Annotated in this window: 19 protein-coding genes; 12 read left to right on the top strand and 7 right to left on the bottom strand. The window is 72.6% G+C overall.

Annotation, left to right across the window (positions count from 1 at the left end; genetic code table 11):
* Positions 1–126: 126 nt before the first annotated feature.
* Entirely contained in the window at positions 127–960 is an 834-nt protein-coding gene (locus D7147_RS27470; RefSeq protein ID WP_120682740.1) for an alpha/beta fold hydrolase, read from the bottom strand.
* Between the two features lie 143 nt (positions 961–1,103).
* Here D7147_RS27470 and D7147_RS27465 point away from each other — a divergent pair, with 143 nt between their 5' ends.
* The 3 genes from D7147_RS27465 to D7147_RS27455 all read left to right on the top strand — a co-directional run bounded on the left by D7147_RS27465 (position 1,104) and on the right by D7147_RS27455 (position 2,695).
* On the top strand, positions 1,104–1,685 hold the full coding sequence (locus tag D7147_RS27465) for a TetR/AcrR family transcriptional regulator (RefSeq protein WP_120682738.1): 582 nt from the start codon (positions 1,104–1,106) through the stop codon (positions 1,683–1,685).
* Between the two features lie 153 nt (positions 1,686–1,838).
* Positions 1,839–2,297: an acyl-CoA thioesterase gene (locus D7147_RS27460; protein WP_120682736.1), complete on the top strand. Its 459-nt coding sequence runs from the start codon at positions 1,839–1,841 to the stop codon at positions 2,295–2,297.
* A gap of 32 nt (positions 2,298–2,329) precedes the next feature.
* A complete protein-coding gene (locus tag D7147_RS27455) occupies positions 2,330–2,695 on the top strand; it encodes an SRPBCC family protein (protein WP_233563506.1) in 366 nt (121 codons plus the stop codon).
* Here the strand turns inward: D7147_RS27455 and D7147_RS27450 are convergent.
* The 3 genes from D7147_RS27450 to D7147_RS27440 all read right to left on the bottom strand — a co-directional run bounded on the left by D7147_RS27450 (position 2,692) and on the right by D7147_RS27440 (position 5,433).
* Positions 2,692–3,750: a LysR family transcriptional regulator gene (locus D7147_RS27450; protein ID WP_199734285.1), complete on the bottom strand. Its 1,059-nt coding sequence runs from the start codon at positions 3,748–3,750 to the stop codon at positions 2,692–2,694. The genes D7147_RS27455 and D7147_RS27450 overlap by 4 nt on opposite strands.
* Entirely contained in the window at positions 3,740–4,636 is an 897-nt protein-coding gene (locus D7147_RS27445) for an SDR family oxidoreductase (protein ID WP_120682734.1), read from the bottom strand. The genes D7147_RS27450 and D7147_RS27445 overlap by 11 nt, the downstream gene beginning before the upstream one ends.
* Positions 4,637–4,698: 62 nt before the next feature.
* On the bottom strand, positions 4,699–5,433 hold the full coding sequence (locus tag D7147_RS27440; RefSeq protein ID WP_120682732.1) for an SDR family oxidoreductase: 735 nt from the start codon (positions 5,431–5,433) through the stop codon (positions 4,699–4,701).
* Between the two features lie 378 nt (positions 5,434–5,811).
* Here D7147_RS27440 and D7147_RS27435 point away from each other — a divergent pair, with 378 nt between their 5' ends.
* Complete coding sequence (locus D7147_RS27435) at positions 5,812–6,489, top strand: TMEM175 family protein (protein ID WP_120682731.1); 678 nt, start codon at positions 5,812–5,814, stop codon at positions 6,487–6,489.
* 42 nt (positions 6,490–6,531) lie between these two features.
* Here the strand turns inward: D7147_RS27435 and D7147_RS27430 are convergent, their stop codons facing one another.
* Positions 6,532–7,329, bottom strand: a complete 798-nt coding sequence (locus D7147_RS27430; RefSeq protein WP_120682729.1) for an SAM-dependent methyltransferase — start codon at positions 7,327–7,329, stop codon at positions 6,532–6,534.
* Positions 7,330–7,560: 231 nt separating this feature from the next.
* Between D7147_RS27430 and D7147_RS27425 the strand changes: the two genes are divergently transcribed.
* Complete coding sequence (locus D7147_RS27425; RefSeq protein WP_120682825.1) at positions 7,561–7,752, top strand: ribonuclease; 192 nt, start codon at positions 7,561–7,563, stop codon at positions 7,750–7,752.
* 74 nt (positions 7,753–7,826) lie between these two features.
* Here the strand turns inward: D7147_RS27425 and D7147_RS27420 are convergent, their stop codons facing one another.
* Positions 7,827–8,477, bottom strand: coding sequence for a TetR/AcrR family transcriptional regulator C-terminal domain-containing protein (locus tag D7147_RS27420; RefSeq protein WP_120682727.1), 651 nt, complete (start codon positions 8,475–8,477; stop codon positions 7,827–7,829).
* 134 nt (positions 8,478–8,611) lie between these two features.
* On the opposite strand from D7147_RS27420, the gene D7147_RS27415 reads away from it, so the two are divergent.
* Genes D7147_RS27415 through D7147_RS27390 form a run of 6 tightly spaced genes read left to right on the top strand, consistent with a single transcriptional unit; the run spans position 8,612 to position 13,477 of the window.
* Complete coding sequence (locus D7147_RS27415; RefSeq protein WP_120682725.1) at positions 8,612–9,235, top strand: biotin transporter BioY; 624 nt, start codon at positions 8,612–8,614, stop codon at positions 9,233–9,235.
* Positions 9,232–10,485: a class I adenylate-forming enzyme family protein gene (locus D7147_RS27410; RefSeq protein ID WP_199734284.1), complete on the top strand. Its 1,254-nt coding sequence runs from the start codon at positions 9,232–9,234 to the stop codon at positions 10,483–10,485. The genes D7147_RS27415 and D7147_RS27410 overlap by 4 nt, the downstream gene beginning before the upstream one ends.
* The gene (locus D7147_RS27405) at positions 10,478–11,641 is read left to right on the top strand and encodes a thiolase family protein (protein WP_120682723.1); all 1,164 of its coding nucleotides are present in this window, start codon (positions 10,478–10,480) and stop codon (positions 11,639–11,641) included. The genes D7147_RS27410 and D7147_RS27405 overlap by 8 nt, the downstream gene beginning before the upstream one ends.
* Positions 11,638–12,324, top strand: a complete 687-nt coding sequence (locus D7147_RS27400; RefSeq protein WP_120682721.1) for an energy-coupling factor ABC transporter ATP-binding protein — start codon at positions 11,638–11,640, stop codon at positions 12,322–12,324. Before D7147_RS27405 ends, D7147_RS27400 begins: the two co-directional genes overlap by 4 nt.
* A 5-nt stretch (positions 12,325–12,329) precedes the next feature.
* Complete coding sequence (locus D7147_RS27395; protein ID WP_199716477.1) at positions 12,330–12,917, top strand: energy-coupling factor transporter transmembrane component T; 588 nt, start codon at positions 12,330–12,332, stop codon at positions 12,915–12,917.
* A 56-nt stretch (positions 12,918–12,973) separates the two neighbouring features.
* A complete protein-coding gene (locus D7147_RS27390) occupies positions 12,974–13,477 on the top strand; it encodes a hypothetical protein (RefSeq protein WP_147437456.1) in 504 nt (167 codons plus the stop codon).
* 36 nt (positions 13,478–13,513) lie between these two features.
* Here D7147_RS27390 and D7147_RS27385 read toward each other — a convergent pair whose 3' ends face one another.
* The gene (locus tag D7147_RS27385; protein WP_120682715.1) at positions 13,514–13,846 is read right to left on the bottom strand and encodes a nuclear transport factor 2 family protein; all 333 of its coding nucleotides are present in this window, start codon (positions 13,844–13,846) and stop codon (positions 13,514–13,516) included.
* 674 nt (positions 13,847–14,520) lie between these two features.
* Between D7147_RS27385 and D7147_RS27380 the strand changes: the two genes are divergently transcribed.
* A complete protein-coding gene (locus tag D7147_RS27380) occupies positions 14,521–16,713 on the top strand; it encodes a serine/threonine protein kinase (RefSeq protein WP_120682712.1) in 2,193 nt (730 codons plus the stop codon).
* The last annotated feature ends 101 nt before the right edge of the window (positions 16,714–16,814 follow it).

The following is a 16,814-nucleotide window of genomic DNA, read 5'->3' as shown; positions in this document are numbered from 1 at the left end:
GCTCGTCTATGCTCGCCGACTCATGCTACGGCTCCGGGGCGGGACGAGCCAGCCCGGATTCCGTCGGAGGTCGCGCCGCGGGGTGGGGTCGCCGCGTCCGGCCACCCCACCCCTCGGCCGGTCGGGCTACTTGGCCAGGAAGGCCAGCAGCGCCTCGTTCACCTCGGCGGCGTGCGTCCAGAGCAGGCCGTGCGGGGCACCCTCGATCTCGACGTAGTCGGCCTGCGGCAGCCGCTTGTGGAACTCCCGGCCGGTCGCGTCGATCGGCAGGATGTTGTCGGCGGTGCCGTGCAGGATCAGCGTCGGCACGTCGATCTTCTCGATGTCGGCCCGGAAGTCGGTGAGCCAGGTCGGCACGGCGGCGCTCGAGGCGAACCAGGAGGAGCCGGCGGCCACGTTCCAGCTGTTGCGCAGCGCCTCCTCGGAGAGCCGGCTGCCCAGCGTCTCGTCGGTGTTGTAGAAGCTGCGGTAGAAGTCGGCGAAGTAGGCGTACCGGTCGGCGGTGACGGCGGCGAGGATGCCGTCGAAGACCTCCTGCGGCACCCCGGTGGGGTTGTCCTCGGTCTTGAGCAGGAACGGCTCGAGCGAGGCGAGGAAGGCGGCCTTGGCGATGCGGGCCGAGCCGTACCGGCCCAGGAAGCGGCCCACCTCGCCGGTGCCCATGCTGAAGCCGACGAGCACGACGTTGGTCAGGTCGAGCGTCTCCAGCACCGTGTTGAGGTCGGCGGCGAAGGTGTCGTAGTCGTAGCCGACGGTGGGCTGGCTGGACCGGCCGAAACCGCGCCGGTCGTAGGTGATCACCCGGTAGCCCGCCTTCAGCAGGGCCGCGCTCTGCTTCTCCCAGGAGTGCCCGTCCAGCGGGTAGCCGTGGATGAGCACGACCGGCTGCCCCTGGCCGTGGTCCTCGTAGTAGAGGTCGATGTCGGTGCTGTTCTCGGTCCCGACGTTGATGAATGGCATGACGGCCTCCCCTGTCGCATCGGAGAACGTACGTTCTCTCGCTCTGTGGAGTAGCCTAGAGAACGGCCGTTCTCCGCGATAGTCCCCCAGCGGGTCTTCGGCCGTGAGGGTCGTCACCGAGATCCGTGACAGCGGGAGGGAATATGCCGACGCAGACCGACGAGGAGCTTCGGGAGAAGGTGCTCGACGTCGCCGACCGGCTCTACTACGGCCGGGGCATCCAGGCGGTGGGCATGGACGCCCTGCGGGCCGAGGCGGGCGTCTCCCTCAAGCGCCTGTACCAGCTCTTCCCCTCGAAGGAGAGCATCGTCGAGGAGGTCCTGCACCGTCGGCGCCGACTCTGGAACGGCCTCGTCGAGGCGGCCGTCGCGACCGGCGCGACGCCGCGCGACCGGCTGCTCGCCGTCTACGACATGCTGGCCCGCTGGTTCGACGACGACGACTTCCGCGGCTGCGTCTTCATCAACACCTTCGGTGAGCTCGGTGCCACCGCGCCGCGGATCGCCCAACTCGTCCGGGAGCACAAGGCCCACTTCCAGGCCGCCCTCGCCGCACTCGTCGCCGAGGCCGGCGGGCCCGCGTCGCTCGCCTCGCAACTCGCCATCCTCGCCGAGGGGGCGCAGACCACGGCGGCGATAGCCGGTACGAGCGAGGCCGCCGGGCACGCCCGCGCCGCCGCCGCGACGCTCATCGACTCCGCGCTGACCGCCACCAGGGCCCGCTGAAGGCCGCTCGCGGCGATCGGCGCGCGTCGGATGACTCACCCGTGTGACAAAGATCCGACCCCCGGCCGAGCCGGCTGTCGGGGCAGGTCACCGGGGTAGCGGTCGGCCGGTCCTGACACTCGCGCGGGACCAGACCCTCGCTGGAGAGAAGCCATGTCATCCACCGCCCCGATCCAGGTCGAGTACGGCCATGTCGAGTCGAGCCCGGTCAACTGGGATGAGCTCGACGCGTTCGGCATGCTGCACCACAGCCGGTACGCGACGTTGCTGGAGCGGGCGCTCTCCGCGTACTGGACGGGGCGCGGGTTCGACCTGAACTCGTACGAGCGGTTCCCTGACTCGTTCCACGTCGTCCGGGAGTTGCTGGTCACCTACCACCAGCCCATCAAGGGCAGCGGCCCGCGGCTGGTGCACTTCTGGTTCGACAGCGTCGGCCGCACCAGCGCCGAGTACGGCTTCCGGGTCCTCTCCCCGGACGGGGCGACCGTGAACGCCGAGGGGCGGCGGGTCGTCGTCCGCCTCGACCCGGCGACCCTGCGGCCGACGCCGTGGACCGACCTGGTCCGCCCGGAGCTGGCGAAGCTGCTCCGGCCCGGCTCCGCCAAGCGCTGATCTCCGACCGCGGACGAGGAGGCCGATCAGCCGTGGGCCTGAGCGAAGCCGGCAGCCGTACGCGCAACCAACCACCCCCGCCGGCCGTCGTCTTCGAGGCGCTCACCGAGCCCGACCGGGATCCGCTACGACAGTGGCTACGGCTGCTCGACGACGAAGAGCCCCCGCGGATCCTGCACGCCGACCGGCCGCACCTCGTCGTCTGGTCCTCGCTCTGTCCGAGGCGACCGGACGCCCAGGTGCGCTTCGAACTCGAACCCGACGGGGGAGAGGGCACCCGGCTGCGCTGGACGCTGCTGGTCGCCGAGCCCGTACCCGACCCGTCGCTCCTCGGTCACCTGCGCCGGCGGCTCAACGAACTGATCAACGCGAACCTGCGGTACACCTTCGGCCATTAGCCGATGCGGCTGCCGGGCCGTGCCTTACCGTGCCGTGCCGTCCGCCAGGCGGCCGGCTCCAGGTGCTCGTCGACCAGCTTGAGCAGCGCGGCGGTGGCCGCGCCGACCCGCCTGTGGCGGGCGGTCGCCACGTGCAGCGACCACTCCAGCGACTGATCGTCCAGCGGCAGGGCCTTGATGCCGGTCCCGGCCGGCAACGCCCGGGCGGGCAGGAAGGCCACCCCGAGGCCGTGGGCGACGAAGTCCGCCGCCACGGCCACGTCGCTGACCTCCATCGCGATGGTCCGTTCCAGCCCCGCCGCCGCGAACGCCTGGTCGGTGGCGGTGCGGGTGGCGTAGCCGACGGGGTAGTCGATGAACCGCTCACCCGCCACCTCGGTCAGGGTGACCGTGTTCCGGCTCGCCAGCGGGTGGGTGGCGGGAACGGCCAGCACCTGCGGCAGCCGCAGCAGGCGGCGGGTATGCAGCTGGGGGAACGGGCGAGCGCCGATGCCGAGGAAGGCCACGTCGAGCTCGCCGTCCGCCAGTGACCTGGCCAGTCCGGCGGAGCCGTCCGACTCGGCGGTGCGCAGCCAGAGCCGGACCAGCGGGTGCCGGGTGTGGAACCGGCCGAGCAGGCCCGCGAAGTCGATCCCGCCGACCCCGCTCAGGCACCCGATCGCGATGCTGCCGCCCAGCTCCCGGCCGGCCCGCTGGACCGCGTCCCGGGCGGCGTGGGCGGTGTCGAGCGTCGTCCGGGCCTTCGGCAGCAGCGCCTCTCCGGCGGCCGTCAGCACCACCCCCTGCGCGCTGCGGTCGAAGAGCGTCGCGCCCAACTCCCGTTCCAGCCCGGAGATCGCGGCCGACACCGCCGACTGGACCACGTGCAGCCGGGTGGCGGCGCGGGTGAAGCTCTGCTCGGCCGCGACCGCGAGGAAGTACTCCAGCTGCCTCAGCTGCAGGCCGCCGGGGTCCGACGGGCGGGCCGCCCGGGACCGCCGCCGGGCGTCGCGTCCGGTGCGGCGCGACGCCTCGGCGGCCAGGGTTCCGGCTCCCGGCCCGAACTCAGTGGGCAAGGTGGGGCCTGAGCAGGTCGGCCAGCCCGATCCGGGTGAGCAGCTCGGCCCGTACCCGGTCGGCGACCCCGTTGACCACCTCGGCCCCGTCGTCCGACGGATCGATGTGTACGCGGAACGGGCGCTTGCCGGCCGGCGTGTCGACCACCGTGACGATGGCCTCGGCGACCGACGCGACGTCCGCGTCCGGCGGCTCGAGCTCGGCCAGCCGCCGACCGACCTGCTCCGTCAGCGCGGGGTACAGCTCGTCGTAGGCGGCGACGACGGCCTGGTCGGCGGGGTGGCCGCTGTTGGCGAAGTGATTGGTGCCCTCGGTGAAGGCCCCCGGGACGATGATCGAGGTCTCGATGCCGAACCGGGTGAGCTCGGCGGCGTAGCTGACCGCGAGCGCGTCCATGCCGGCCTTCGCGGCGAAGTAGGGCGCCAGGTAGGGCGGGGTGCCGCCGCGGGTGCTGGAGCTGCCCACCCAGACCACGAGACCGCTGCGCTGGGCCCGGAGCTGGGGGAGCGCGGCCCGGTTGAGGCGCTGGGTGCCGAGCACGTTCGTGTCGTAGACCGCGGCCAGCTCCTCGGGGGTGAAGGCCTCGGCCGGACCGGTGACCATGTGGCCGGCGTTGTGGATCAGCACGTCCAGCCGGCCCTGCTCGGCCAGGACGGTGGCGACCGCGGTGTCCACGGACGGCTGGGACGACACGTCGAGCTCCACCGTGCGCAGGTCGACGCCGTGCTCGGTGGCGTACTCGCCGGCGGCGGCGACCGCCCGGGCATTGCGCCCGGCGCGGTCACGCATGCCGGCGTACACGGTGTGGCCGGCGCGGGCCAGTGCCCGGGCGGCGAGCGCGCCGAAGCCGCTGGACGCACCGCTGATGAGGATGATCTTGCTCATGTCGGACACCTCGGATCTGGGGGGAGTGCGTTCGGGGCGAGTGGAACCGATCGGTCCGGCCGTCAGACGGCGCCGCCGTTGGCGTACACCACCTGGCCGTTGATCCAGCGACCCGGACCGGCGAGGAAGGCGACGATGGGGGCGATGTCCTCCGGGGTGCCCATCCGGCCCAGCGGCGGCTCGGCGGCGATCCGGGCGATGGTCTCCTCGTCCTTGCCGCGCAGGAACAGCTCGGTGTCGATGGGTCCGGGTGCCACGGTGTTGACCGTGATGTCGCGTCCGCGCAGCTCGCGGGCGAGGATCAGGGTGATCGCCTCCACCCCGCCCTTGGTGGCGGCGTAGGCCGTGTACCCGGGCCGGCTGAACTTGGTGATCGAGCTGGAGGTGTTGATGATCGCGCCACCGGGGCGCACCCGCAGGGCGGCCTGCTGGGTGACGAGGAGGGCGCCGCGCAGGTTGGTGCGGATCACCCGGTCGAGGGTGTCGAGGTCGAGTTCGACCAGCGGCGTCACCGGCATGATGCCGGCCATGTTCACCACCACGTCGACGCCGCCGAACTCCCGCTCCGCGGCGTCGAACATCGCGTTGACCGCGTTCTCGTCGGCGACGTCGGCCTGGAACGCGATCGCCTTCGCGCCGGTGGCGGCCAGGGCGGCCATGGTCTCGTCCGCGTCGGCCTTGTTGCCCGCGTAGTTGACGACGAGGGCGTAACCCTCCTCGGCGAGCTCCAGTACGACCTGCCGGCCGATGCCCCGGGAACCGCCGGTGACGATCGCTACGCGCTGTGCCTTGCTCATGTCGAGCCTCCGTTGACCCGTCTTCGTTCGTTGACGGATCAAGCTTCGCGCGGCACGAGCATCAAATCAAACGAATCATTCCGATGATCAACATCAGCTCTGTTGATTCATCGCCCGGCCGGTGACCGGTCCCTGGAAGCGCGCGTCGCGGTCCCCGGCCGGACCCCCGAGCCGGTGGCGCTGGACGGCCGGGTGCCCGGGGCGTCGGCGCGCCGAGAAGGCTACCCGGCACCAGTTACCGCACCCCTCGTCGACGAGTTGACCGGTCATGCCAGAGGCGACACCGGATCGAGCGGACACCGACGGGTCGATCAAGCGTGCGGATCAACCGCTCGGCGCCGGCCACCGGCGACGGCGCGACCGGACGCGGGGATAGGCGTGCCGGGACGTCGGGGCCGCTCGGCCGAGCCGTCGGCGGCGTTCGGCGGGACCCGCAATCCGGGGCGGCTGGTGGCGTTCAGCGACGCGGTCTTCGCCATCGCGGTGACCCTGCTCGTGCTGGACATCCGGCCGCCGGAGGACTTCCGGCGGCTCTTCCACGGGCTGGGCGCGCTCTGGCCGTCCTACCTGGCCTACTCCGTCACGTTCCTGATGATCGGCCAGATCTGGGTCAACCACCACGTGATGTTCGATCACATCCGAGTGGTGGATCGGCTGCTGATGTTCCTGAACACCCTGCTGTTGATGGATGTGGCGTTCCTGCCGTTCGCCGCGTCCGTCCTCGCCGACGCGTTCCACTCCGGCCACGGTGAGCGCAGCGCCGTCGTCTTCTACGGCGCCACGATCGAGCTGGCCGCGATCCTGTTCAACATCATCTGGGCGTACGCGCGCCACGAACGCCAGCTGCTCGGCGCCACCATCGACGACACCGGCGCCCGGTTCGTCGCCCGCCGGTTCCGGCTCGCGATGATCTGGATCGCCGCCGGAATGCTGGTCGGCGCGTTCCTTCCACTGCTCGGCGTGGCGGTGATCGCCGCCTTCATCCCGGCGTACTGGTTGCCGATCCGAGGCGAGCTCGGCAGGCGCGGCGCCGCCGCACGGGGCTCCCCGCCCTGAACCCGCCCCCGGACCACCAGAGGTGGCACGGACCGCGCCGGATCAGGGCTTGCGGGCCACCGCGCCGTACGCGTCGATCGCCTCGGCGTCCGCGTCGTCCGGACGCCACAGCGGGATCGGCACCAGACCGGGCTCGACCATCGTGAGGCCGGTGAAGCAGTCGGCGAGATCCTGTGGGCTGCGCAGGATGTACGGGACGCCGCCGTTCTGCGCCAGCCGCTCGGCCCCGGCGACCACCTCGGGGCTCGTGTCGGTGCCGTCCCACAGCACCAGGTGGCTGCCGGACGGGGTCGCGTCCATCGTCCGCTGGACGATCGAACGCAGCACGTCCAGGTCCGGTTCGTAGCCGAGCACCCCCATGAACATCACGGCGATGGGCTGGTCGAAGTCGAGGGTCCGCGCCGCCTCGGCGAGGATCGTCTCCGGGTCGTGGTAGTCGGCGGGGACGTAGGTGGTGACGCCCTCGGAGGTGGTGTTGGCGAGCAGCGCCCGGGCGTGCACGAGGACCATCGGGTCGTTGTCCACGTAGACGATGCGCGACTCGGGCGCCACCTGCTGGGCGACCGCGTGGGTGTTCTGCATGGTGGGCAGGCCGGTGCCGATGTCCAGGAACTGGCGGACGCCCGCCTCCGCGGCCAGGTAGCGCACGGCGCGCACCAGGAACCGGCGGGAGTGCTGCGCCATGAGCACGATCTCCGGATAGACCTCGGCCACCGCGTCACCGGCCGCCCGGTCGGCCTGGAAGTTGTCCTTGCCGCCCATCCAGTAGTTCCAGATCCGCGCCGCGTGCGGCACGTCGGACTGGATCTTCGCGGCGAGTTCGGTGTCCGGGGCAACCATGCCAGGCTCCTGTCGAGAGGGGTCGTCGGTGTGCCAGCTCTGCGCTAAGCCGGCATCGTACTTGCCCGACGTCCACTGTCGACAATTCGCTGTCACCGCGACAGCCCCGCAAGATCCGCGCACTTTCACTGAAAGAGTGGTCTCCGCGCACCGGATAGCCACTTTTTCCGTGAACGAGGCCGTTTCTGCCGATGGGGGATTGCCGGGGTGGCTCCGGGGTAGGTGGGTGGGGTGACCACACCTGAGAAGAGCCGGCGGCAGCAGGAGGAGGAGGCGCTGGAGCGGGGCGAGGCGTACCAGGACGTCGAGGGTCGCCGAACCGAGGATCCGGGCGCCGGGGCCGCGAACGCCGACAGCGAAGCCGAGCGCAACGCCGAGCACCTGAGGCGTGGCGAGGTCGGTCCGGGGGCTCCGGCGCAGTAGCCCCTTCGGTGCGGGAGCGCCGGTCGCCGCCGTCGCCGCTGAGCGGCGGACCTACCGGGTCGCCGGCGATGCCGCTAGGCGCTCGCGGGCGCCGGATCGGTCGGCAGGGGCGTACGCCGCCGTTCGAGCCCGGCGATGAGCAGCGTGACCCCGAACTCGAACGCCCGCGGCCGGACCGGGGCGTCCGCCGGGTCCACCCGGTCGAGGGCGTGTTCGCGCGCGACGGCGCCGAGGCTGTCCGCCTGGATGCGCTGCTGCTCGTGGAACGCGTGGCCGACGATGAAGTGGACCATCGTCGCGGCGGCCAGTTCGCTGGTCTCCCGGTCGAACCCGCCGGCGTCGATCGCGTCGGTCAGCCGTCGCTGCAGCTCCTCCGCGCCGAGGCCGAGGGCGAGGGTGCTGGAGACGACCTCGGCGCCGTCCTTGAAGGCCAGGAGCGCGTCGCGTAGCGCGGCGGCCTCGGCCCGTACCCGCTCCTGCCAGCCGCGCCCGTCGGCGTCGACGTTACGAGCGCCCGCGATGATCCGGTCGGAGACCGCGGCGAGGAGCGCCTGCTTGTTGGGGAAGTGCCAGTAGAGCCCGCTCGGCTGGATCCCGAGCGTGGCGGCGAGATGGCGCATCGTGAGATCCGGCAGCCCCTGCTGGTCCAGGATCCCCAGGGCTGCCTCGACGACGTCGTCGCGGGTGTTGCGGGCGTACCCGGCGCTGTTTTCCGGCCTCGACATGCCATCAGTATAGTGAACGCCGTTCAGGAGAACGGTGTTCAGGTGAACGCCGTTCCGCTGATCGTCCGAGCGCCGGGAACCCCCGGCGGCAGGCCGTCCCCGCGTGGCCGACGCGGGCTGGAAAGGAGCCGATCATGGAGCGACGTCGCCCCCTCGACATGCGGGACGTCACGCGGATCGTGGTCTTCGCCGCGATCCTGGCGGTCCTCGGGATCCCCGGCGCGATCTCCGTCTTCGGCGGAGCCGTGCCGATCACGGCGCAGACGCTCGGCGTGATGCTCGCCGGCGCCGTCCTGGGCCGTTGGCGGGGCGCGGCGGCCGTCACGCTCTTCCTCGCGCTCGTTCTGGCGGGAATGCCGCTGCTCTCGGGCGGTCGCGGCGGCGCGGGAGTCTTCGTCGGACCGTCGGCCGGCTTCCTCTTCGGTTGGATCGCCGGCGCCTTCGTGGTGGGGGCCATCTGCCGGATCGGCAGCCGGCAGCCGACGTGGTGGCGAACGGCGCTGGGCTGCTTCATCGGCGGAGCCCTCACGGTCTACGCGGTCGGCATCCCCGTCCAGTCGCTCGTCACCCGGCTGCCGCTCGGCGAGACGGCAGTGTCCAGCGCCGTGTTCCTCCCCGGTGACCTGCTGAAGGTGGTGATCGCGACGGCCGTCGCCATGGCCCTCTGGCGCGCCTACCCGCGGGCGTTCGGCGCCGAGACGGCGGCCGCGCCCCGGCCGCCGGCCGCGCGGCCGAAGACCGATGCGAGCGTACGGTGACGGCCGAGCGGGCCGCCCTTCGCTGCGGCGCGACGGTGCTGACCGACGCGCAGCTGCGCGATCGGATCGCGGCCGCCGGCCCCGCCGGGGTGGACGTGCCGGGCCGGGTGGTGCCGATCCTCGACGACGATCGGGTGGCGGCCCTCACGACAGCCCTCGCCGTGCGGGCCGCCGGCGGTGTGCCACTGATCGGCGACGACAGGTGGAACGGCGACTACTGGGCCGGCCTGCGCGCGACGGTCGCCGCGGCGGATCCGGCGCCGGGGATGGCGTGGGCCACCTTCAGCTCGGGCAGCACCGGAACGCCGAGGGTGATCGTCCGCACGGACGAGTCGTGGTCCGCCTCGTACCCGGGCGTCGAACGGCTGCTCGACCTCACCGCCGACGACGTCGTCTACCTCCCCTCACCGCTGGTGTCGTCGGTGACGATGTTCTCCGTCGTGCACGCCCGGACGGTCGGCGCGAGCGTCCTCCTGCCCAGGACGCACACCGTCTCCGACAGCGACCTCGAACACGCCACCGTGCTGCACGGCACGCCGTACGCGCTGCGCAGCGTCCTCGAGCGGATCGAGGCCGGCACGGCGCACCGGCTCCGTGTCGCGCTGGTCGGCGGCGCCCGCCTCGACGCGGGTCTGCGCAGCCGGAGCGAAGCGGCAGGGATCCGGCTGATCGCCTACTACGGGGCCGCCGAGCTCTCCTTCGTCGCCGTCGACCCCGACGGCCGCGGGCTGCGCCCCTTCGACGGCGTCGAGACCCGCGTCGACGAAGGTCTGCTCTGGGTCCGCTCCCCGTACTTCGCCGCGGGATACCTCGGCACGGCCAGCGGGCCGTTCCGGCGCGACCCGGAGGGTTGGGGCACGGTGGGCGACCTGGTGGGCGGTGATCCGGCCGATCCGCTGCGGTTCCGTGGTCGCCGGGACGGCGCCATCCTCACGGCCGCCGCCACGGTCATCCCGGAGGACGTCGAGGCGGCGCTGCAGCGGCTCGACGGGATCGAGGACGTCGTGGTCTTCGGGCTGCCCAACCCGAGGGCCGGGGCGCTCGTCGCCGCGGTCATCGAAACCGGTCCCGGTGGCCGCCCGCCGTCCGCCCGGGAGCTGCGCCGACGGGCCGGCGCGCTGCTCTCCGGCACGCACCTGCCCCGCCGCTGGTTCTGGACCGAGCGCCTGCCGCGTACCGCCACCGGCAAGCCGGCCCGCGACCGGATCAGGCACGACGCGATCGAGGGGACGGTGAGCCGCGTTGTCTGAGTCGGCCCACCTGCTCCCGGTCGTCGTCGCGGCGCGGCGCACCCCGATCGCCAGCAAGGGCGGCCGGCTCGCCGACGTCACCGTGGAGCGGCTGGCGGCCCCCGTCGTACGGGCCTGCGTCGACGACGCCACGCGGGTGACGGCCCGGCCGCTGGAGGTCGCCGACGTCGTGCTCGGCAACTGCCTGGGGCCGGGGGGCAACACCGCACGGCTCTCGGCGCTCGCGGCCGGACTGGGGTTCTCCGTGCCGGGGATGACGATCGACCGGCAGTGCGGCAGCGGCCTGGCCGCGATCGTCACCGCTGCCGACGCGATCCGGGCCGGTGACGCCCGCGCCCGCATCGCGGGTGGCACCGAGAGCGCCTCCACCGCGCCGACCCGCATCGCGAACGGGGTCGCGTACACCAGGGCCCCGTTCGCGCCCGACGGCTTCGCCGATCCGGACATGGTGCGCGCCGCCCAGGACCTCGCCGTCCTCGACGGCGTCGGCCGCGACCGTCAGGATCGGTACGCCGCGCGCAGCCACCGGCTCGCGTCCGCGACCCTGGCCCGGGGTGGCTTCGACGACGAACTGGTGCCGCTCGCCGGCCTCACCCGTGACAGCGGCCCACGCCCCCGTATCCCCACCATGCTCGACCGGTTTCCCCCGCTCTTTCCCGATGCGGCGGACGGCGGCACCGTGACCGCGGGAAACTCCTGCCGCAACAGCGACGGGGCCGCCGCCGTCGCGATCGTGCCGGCCGGCGCCCGTGGCGACGTGCCGGGGCTCGCCCTGGTCGCCGGCGCGACCGTCGGCTGCGATCCGGCCCTGCCCGGGCTCGGCCCGGTGCCCGCGGTCGAGGCCCTGCTCCGCACCGCCGGCGTGACCCTCGCCGACGTCGCCGCCATCGAGATCGTGGAGGCGTTCGCCGCGCAGACGCTGGCCGTGCTCACCCGGCTCGGTCTGGCCGCCGGGGACGAGGTCGACGCCCGGGTCTGCGCCGACGGCGGCGCGCTCGCGCTCGGCCACCCCTGGGGCGCGAGCGGAGCGGTAGGCGTCGTGCGCCTCTTCTCCCGGCTGGTGCGAGCGGGCGCCCCGGCCGGGACGCTCGGCCTCGCGACGGCGGCCGTCGGCGGCGGCCTGGGCGTGGCCGCCCTCTTCGAGGTGGTCCGGTGAGCACCGACCTCCACTTCGAGAACGTCTCGGTCGAGTTCGCCGGCCGGGCGGTGCTGCGCGACCTCTCGCTGAAGCTCGACGAACGCCGGATCGCGGTGATCGGCTCCAACGGCTCCGGCAAGTCGACCTTCGCCCGGATGCTCAACGGTCTCGTCACCCCGACCCGCGGCGAGGTGCGGGTGCACGGGATCGACCCGGTCCGCCAACCGAAGCAGGTGCGCCGCCGCGTCGGCTTCGTCTTCAGCAACCCGGACGCGCAGATCATCATGCCGACCGTGGCCGAGGACGTCGCGTTCTCCCTGCGCGGGCAGGGGCTCTCCCGTACGGAGATCCAGGCGCGGGTCACCGCGGCGCTGGACCGCTTCGGCCTCACCGAGCACGCCGACGCGCCCGCCCAGACCCTCTCCGGCGGGCAGAAGCAGTTGCTCGCGCTCTGCGCGGTGCTCATCCGCGAGCCCGGCCTCGTCGTCGCCGACGAACCGACCGCGTACCTCGACGCCGCGAACAGCCGACGCATCGCGCGCTTCCTGCTCGACGAGATGCCGCAGCAGCTCGTCATCGTCACCCACGATCCACGGCTCGCCGTCCGCTGCGACGTCGCGCTCCGGTTCGAGGAGGGCGTACTGGTGGACCGCGGCGATCCGGCCGCCGTTGTGGCCCGGTACGAGGAGGAGCAGCTCTGATCACGATGTACCGGCCGGGTGGCGGCCTTCTCCACCGGACGCCCGCCGGCCCGAAGCTGCTCACCGTCATGGCCCTCGCGCTGGCGATCTCGCTCGCCCCGGCGAGTCCGTGGCTGCTCGCCGGGGCGGCCGCGCTCGTGCTCGGCGGCTACCTGCTGACCGGTCTGGGCCTGCCCGAACTCGGTCGTCAGCTGTGGGGCCTGCGCTGGCTCGTCCTCGTCATGCTCGTGCCCCAGGCCGTCTTCCTGTCGCTGCCGGCCGCGGCGGTCAACGTCACCCGGGTCGTCGTGGTCGTCCTCCTCGCCGCCCTGGTCACCCTCACCACCCGCACCGAGGATCTGATCGACGCGATCGCCCGGGCCCTCGGGCCGCTGCGGCGGTTCCGGGTCAACCCGAACCGGATCGCGCTGATGCTCTCGATGACCATCACCACCGTGCCGGTGATCGCGGGCTTCGCCACCCAGGTCCGCGAGGCGCAACGCGCGCGCGGCGTACCCGTGCAGCCGCTGGCCTTCGTCGTACCCCTGCTCGTCATGGCGCTCAAGCACTCCGACGATCTCGCCGACGCCCTCACCGCCCGAGGCATCGACTGACCCCGTTGAGGCTGGCCCTGGCCCCTGCCCTCGGCCCCCGGCTAGGCTGCCTGCCCATGTCGGTTCGAGTGGCCAGAGTCTCCGGTGTCCTGGCGTTCGGCCTGACCGTCGTCGTGTGCCTGGGCTGCGGCACCAAACGGCTGTCGCTCTGGTCGGCCCTGGCGGTCGGGGCCGTCGCGGCGGGCTGCGCGATGGTCTGGCTGGTGGCCACGTCGAAGCGAGGGCTGGCGGAGGGGCGCCGCGCGCAGGCGGCGGCAGCAGCCTACCTCGACGCGGTCGTCGCGAAGGAGTTCGCGGTGGCGTACGGGCTGCTCACGATCGAGCGTCGGGAGCAGACCGGGCCGGCCGAGTTCGCCGAGCTCTACGCCGGTGATCAGGCGATCAACGGTTACACGATCGACGGTACGACGGTCGTCCGCACCGAGGGGCAACTCCACGCCGAGACGCGCGCGCAGATCCGGTTCGGCACCGGTCGGGCGGCCCGGCTCCTCGTCGGGCTGCTGCACGGGTCGGAGGGCCGGTGGCGAGTGGCCGAGCTGCGCACCGTGGAGCACTGGTAGTCGGGCCGCCGTGGCGTGGGCGGTGACCGCCCCGCGTCAGCCGCTGATGCGCAGGCTGGAGATCAGGCCGTCGCGCAGGTGGAAGGTCATCGGGCCGGTGCCGTTGTAGCCGTTGCCGGAGACCTTCAGGGTGACGACGTAGCTGTCCGGGTCGGCGCCGGACTTGATCCCCTTGAACTCGAAGCGCGACTGCACCCCGATGTTGTCGGTCCGGTCCCAGTCGCGTACGCCGTCGCGGCCGCGGAACTCGCGGCCCCAGTCGTTGAGGTACGCGTCGTCGGTGAACGCGGCCACGAAGGCGTCCGAGTCGGCGCGGTTCGTGGCGTCGATGAACGCCTGGATCGGGGTGGGGATGTCGCTGGTCGTCATTCCTGACTCCCGCCTTCGCGTGTCGGGTGCTCTGGTGCGAGGTGGTCGGCCTCCCGACGCACCCCCGGCCATTCGTACTACACACGTTGCGGAGAAGTCCCCGGTTCAGGCCTCCGGACCATCGACGTTGTCGCCTCCGCCACCGCCTTCGGGAGCACGGCCGGGCGTCGGCGACGCCTGCGGCGCGCCCCGGAGCGCACCGTCCGCGCCGAGGTGTCCGTCCGATCCCCGCACCCGGCTGTGGATCTCGACCAGTGCCCCGGACCGAGTCGGCGGTGCCACCCGTTCACCTGCGCTGACCGGCGCTGTGGAAATCGGGTTCGTGCCTTATCCGGCAACTCGTGGAAACAGCGTGTGAATGCGGCGCGGCGGCGTGTGCGGCGGCTCACCGCGAGTGCGGCGGCGTCGATGGAACACCTTTTCCGTGGGCGGTGTCGGTCGACCGTCGAATGTGGTTCTTCAACGCGTGTTGGGTGACGGCCGTCTCCGTGTCCAATATCTGACGCCCGTTGGGTAAACCCCGGGAAATCCTTACGGTGTGCGCGACCGTCGTCACCTGACGCGGTCGGTCGCCGGTGGCAACAGGGGGTTGGGCAGGGATGACCCCGGTCACAAATGCGTAGGAGTCACCGGCAGGAAAATGAACGTCGGATCGGGCAGGTAGCCTCTCCCGCGTGCCGGAGATCGTACCAATCCTTGTTACCGATCGGTATGAAGTCGTGGAGCTGCTCGGCCAGGGCGGAATGGGTCGGGTGTGGAAAGCCCGGGACCGCATGCTTCACCGGGACGTGGCCATCAAGGAAATCGTTCCGCCGCCCAACCTGACCGACGAGGCGCGGCAGGAATTGCGGGTGCGGTCGCTTCGCGAGGCGCGCGCGATCGCCCGACTCGACCACGTGAGCGCCGTCAAGGTCTTCGACGTGTTGCTGAGCGCGGACGGCGACCCGCAGATCGTGATGGAGTACGTTCCGTCCCGCTCGCTGCACGACGTCATCACCAGCGAGGGTTCGATCCCGCCGCTGCGGGCCGCCGAGATAGGGCTGGCCGTGCTCGGCGCGCTCCGCGCCGCGCATCGAGCCGGGCTCGTGCACCGCGACGTCAAGCCGGCCAACATCCTCATCGGCGCCGACGGCCGGATCGTGCTCACCGACTTCGGTCTGGCCACCGCCGTCGAGGACTCGAACCTGACCCTCACCGGCATCGTGCTGGGCTCGCCCGCGTACGTGTCGCCCGAACGGGCCATGAAGAACGTCGTCGGGCCGGCCGGTGACCTGTGGTCGCTCGGGGCCACCCTCTTCGCGGCCGTCGAGGGTCAGTCGCCGTACGCCCGGCCGTCGAGCATGATGAGCCTCACCGCGCTCGTCACCGAACCGCCGCCCAGGCCCCGTTCCGCGGGTCCGCTCCTGCCGCTGCTGGAGGGGCTGCTCCGCAAGGACCCGGCCGAGCGGATGGACGCCGACACCGCGGAGCAGTTCCTCCGCCGGGTGCTCGCCGAGGCGCCGCAGCGCGTGGCGCTCAGCGCGAAGACGCAACTGGTGCCGCGGCATCCCGGTCTCGCCCCGGCCGGGCCCGGTTCGCCGCCCCCGGCGGAGTCGCTCGGCGCCGGGCCGCCCACTGCCGGGGTGCCGAGCGGGCCGGCCACGTCACCGGCCATGGCGTCGGTGCCGGCTTCCGCCGCGGCCACGCGCGGCCTGCCGGCGCCGGCCGCGGAGAGCGGCGGTGCGTCTCCCGTTGTCGCCGTCGTGCGTCGCCGACGGGCCCTGCTGGTCGGGGCGCTCGCCGGGGTGCTGCTGCTCGGGCTCGGAATCGGCATCCCCCTGGCGGCCCGCGAGGCACCTGGTGACGGCGCGGACGTGGGCGAGATGGTGGACGCCGCGGCGCCGCAGGGGACGGCCGCGGCGGACTCGTCCGCCTCCCCGCCGGCGGGGGCGCTCGCCTGGTCCGTCTACTCCGATCGCAGCGGCTACGCCGTCCCGGCGCCGCGGGACTGGCGGATAGTCCGGCACGGGACGACTGTCGAGTTCCACGAGCCGGACGGCGAGCGGATGCTGGCGGTCAGCCGGACCGACGCGCCCGGCAACGATCCCGTGGCCGAGCTGACCGAACGGGAGGCGGGATCGGCGGACGGTACGTACCGCGACTACCGCCGGATCGAGATCGTCGCCGTCAACTACGGGCTGCGGGCCGCCGACTGGGAATGGGTCTACACGGCTGAGAGCGGCACCGTCCTCCATGCCCGTCAGCGCACGTTCGCCACCGCGGACCGGCAGGGCTTCCGCATCCTCTGGTCCGCGCCGGAGGAGGCCTGGACCGCCAGCGCGAGTGCGTTCCGGAAGGTCACGGCGGGGTTCAGCGTGGGCCCGGAGAAGCCGGACGGCACCCGGCCGACCGCGGACGTCCCGCCGGACGCCGGTGCGCCGCACTCGCCGGAGCCGGACCTGTCGACGGGGACGGTGAGCCCCGCGCCGCCGAAGCCGGGGGACCGGATCGTCGGGGTGGCGAGCAACAGGTGTCTGGACATCAAGGACCTCGGCGCCCCCGGCTCGCCGCGCCTGCTCATCCGCGACTGCCTGGCCAGCCGGGACCGCAACCAGCTCTGGACGCTCGGGTCGGACCAGAGCATCCGGTTGGACGGCCGGTGCATGGATGTGGCCAACGCGTCCAGCGACGACGGCGCGGTGGTCCAGCTGACCGACTGCAACGGCACCCCGGCGCAGAAGTTCAGGTTGAACGAGGAGCGTCAACTGGTGAACGTCAGCAGCGGCAAGTGCCTCGACGTGGTCGACGGTCGCACCGAGAACGGCGCGCCGGTGCAGCAGTGGACCTGCGACGACACCACGGACAACCAGAAGTGGCTGCTGAGGTGATGCCCCGCTAGGGCGTGTGTCAAAGTCCCTGGCCGGCCTGCGGCGGGCCCAGACGACGACCGGCGGCGTCGGCGCTTCGTCCGGATACAACACCGGTATCC

Source organism: Micromonospora musae (assembly GCF_003626545.1).
Taxonomy (GTDB): Bacteria; Actinomycetota; Actinomycetes; order Mycobacteriales; family Micromonosporaceae; genus Micromonospora; species Micromonospora musae.
The sequence above is the reverse complement of the archived record's forward strand: the minus strand, read 5'-3'. Positions and strand labels throughout refer to the sequence as shown.

What these genes read in the sequence shown, in the direction of transcription:
- D7147_RS27385 (WP_120682715.1), bottom strand. Translation starts at nt 13,846, where the DNA reads ATGACGACCAGCGACATCCCCACCCCGATCCAGGCGTTCATCGACGCC.
- D7147_RS27420 (WP_120682727.1), bottom strand. Translation starts at nt 8,477, where the DNA reads ATGTCGAGGCCGGAAAACAGCGCCGGGTACGCCCGCAACACCCGCGAC.
- D7147_RS27395 (WP_199716477.1), top strand. Translation starts at nt 12,330, where the DNA reads ATGTACCGGCCGGGTGGCGGCCTTCTCCACCGGACGCCCGCCGGCCCG.
- D7147_RS27470 (WP_120682740.1), bottom strand. Translation starts at nt 960, where the DNA reads ATGCCATTCATCAACGTCGGGACCGAGAACAGCACCGACATCGACCTC.
- D7147_RS27465 (WP_120682738.1), top strand. Translation starts at nt 1,104, where the DNA reads ATGCCGACGCAGACCGACGAGGAGCTTCGGGAGAAGGTGCTCGACGTC.
- D7147_RS27460 (WP_120682736.1), top strand. Translation starts at nt 1,839, where the DNA reads ATGTCATCCACCGCCCCGATCCAGGTCGAGTACGGCCATGTCGAGTCG.
- D7147_RS27430 (WP_120682729.1), bottom strand. Translation starts at nt 7,329, where the DNA reads ATGGTTGCCCCGGACACCGAACTCGCCGCGAAGATCCAGTCCGACGTG.
- D7147_RS27445 (WP_120682734.1), bottom strand. Translation starts at nt 4,636, where the DNA reads ATGAGCAAGATCATCCTCATCAGCGGTGCGTCCAGCGGCTTCGGCGCG.
- D7147_RS27390 (WP_147437456.1), top strand. Translation starts at nt 12,974, where the DNA reads ATGTCGGTTCGAGTGGCCAGAGTCTCCGGTGTCCTGGCGTTCGGCCTG.
- D7147_RS27440 (WP_120682732.1), bottom strand. Translation starts at nt 5,433, where the DNA reads ATGAGCAAGGCACAGCGCGTAGCGATCGTCACCGGCGGTTCCCGGGGC.
- D7147_RS27415 (WP_120682725.1), top strand. Translation starts at nt 8,612, where the DNA reads ATGGAGCGACGTCGCCCCCTCGACATGCGGGACGTCACGCGGATCGTG.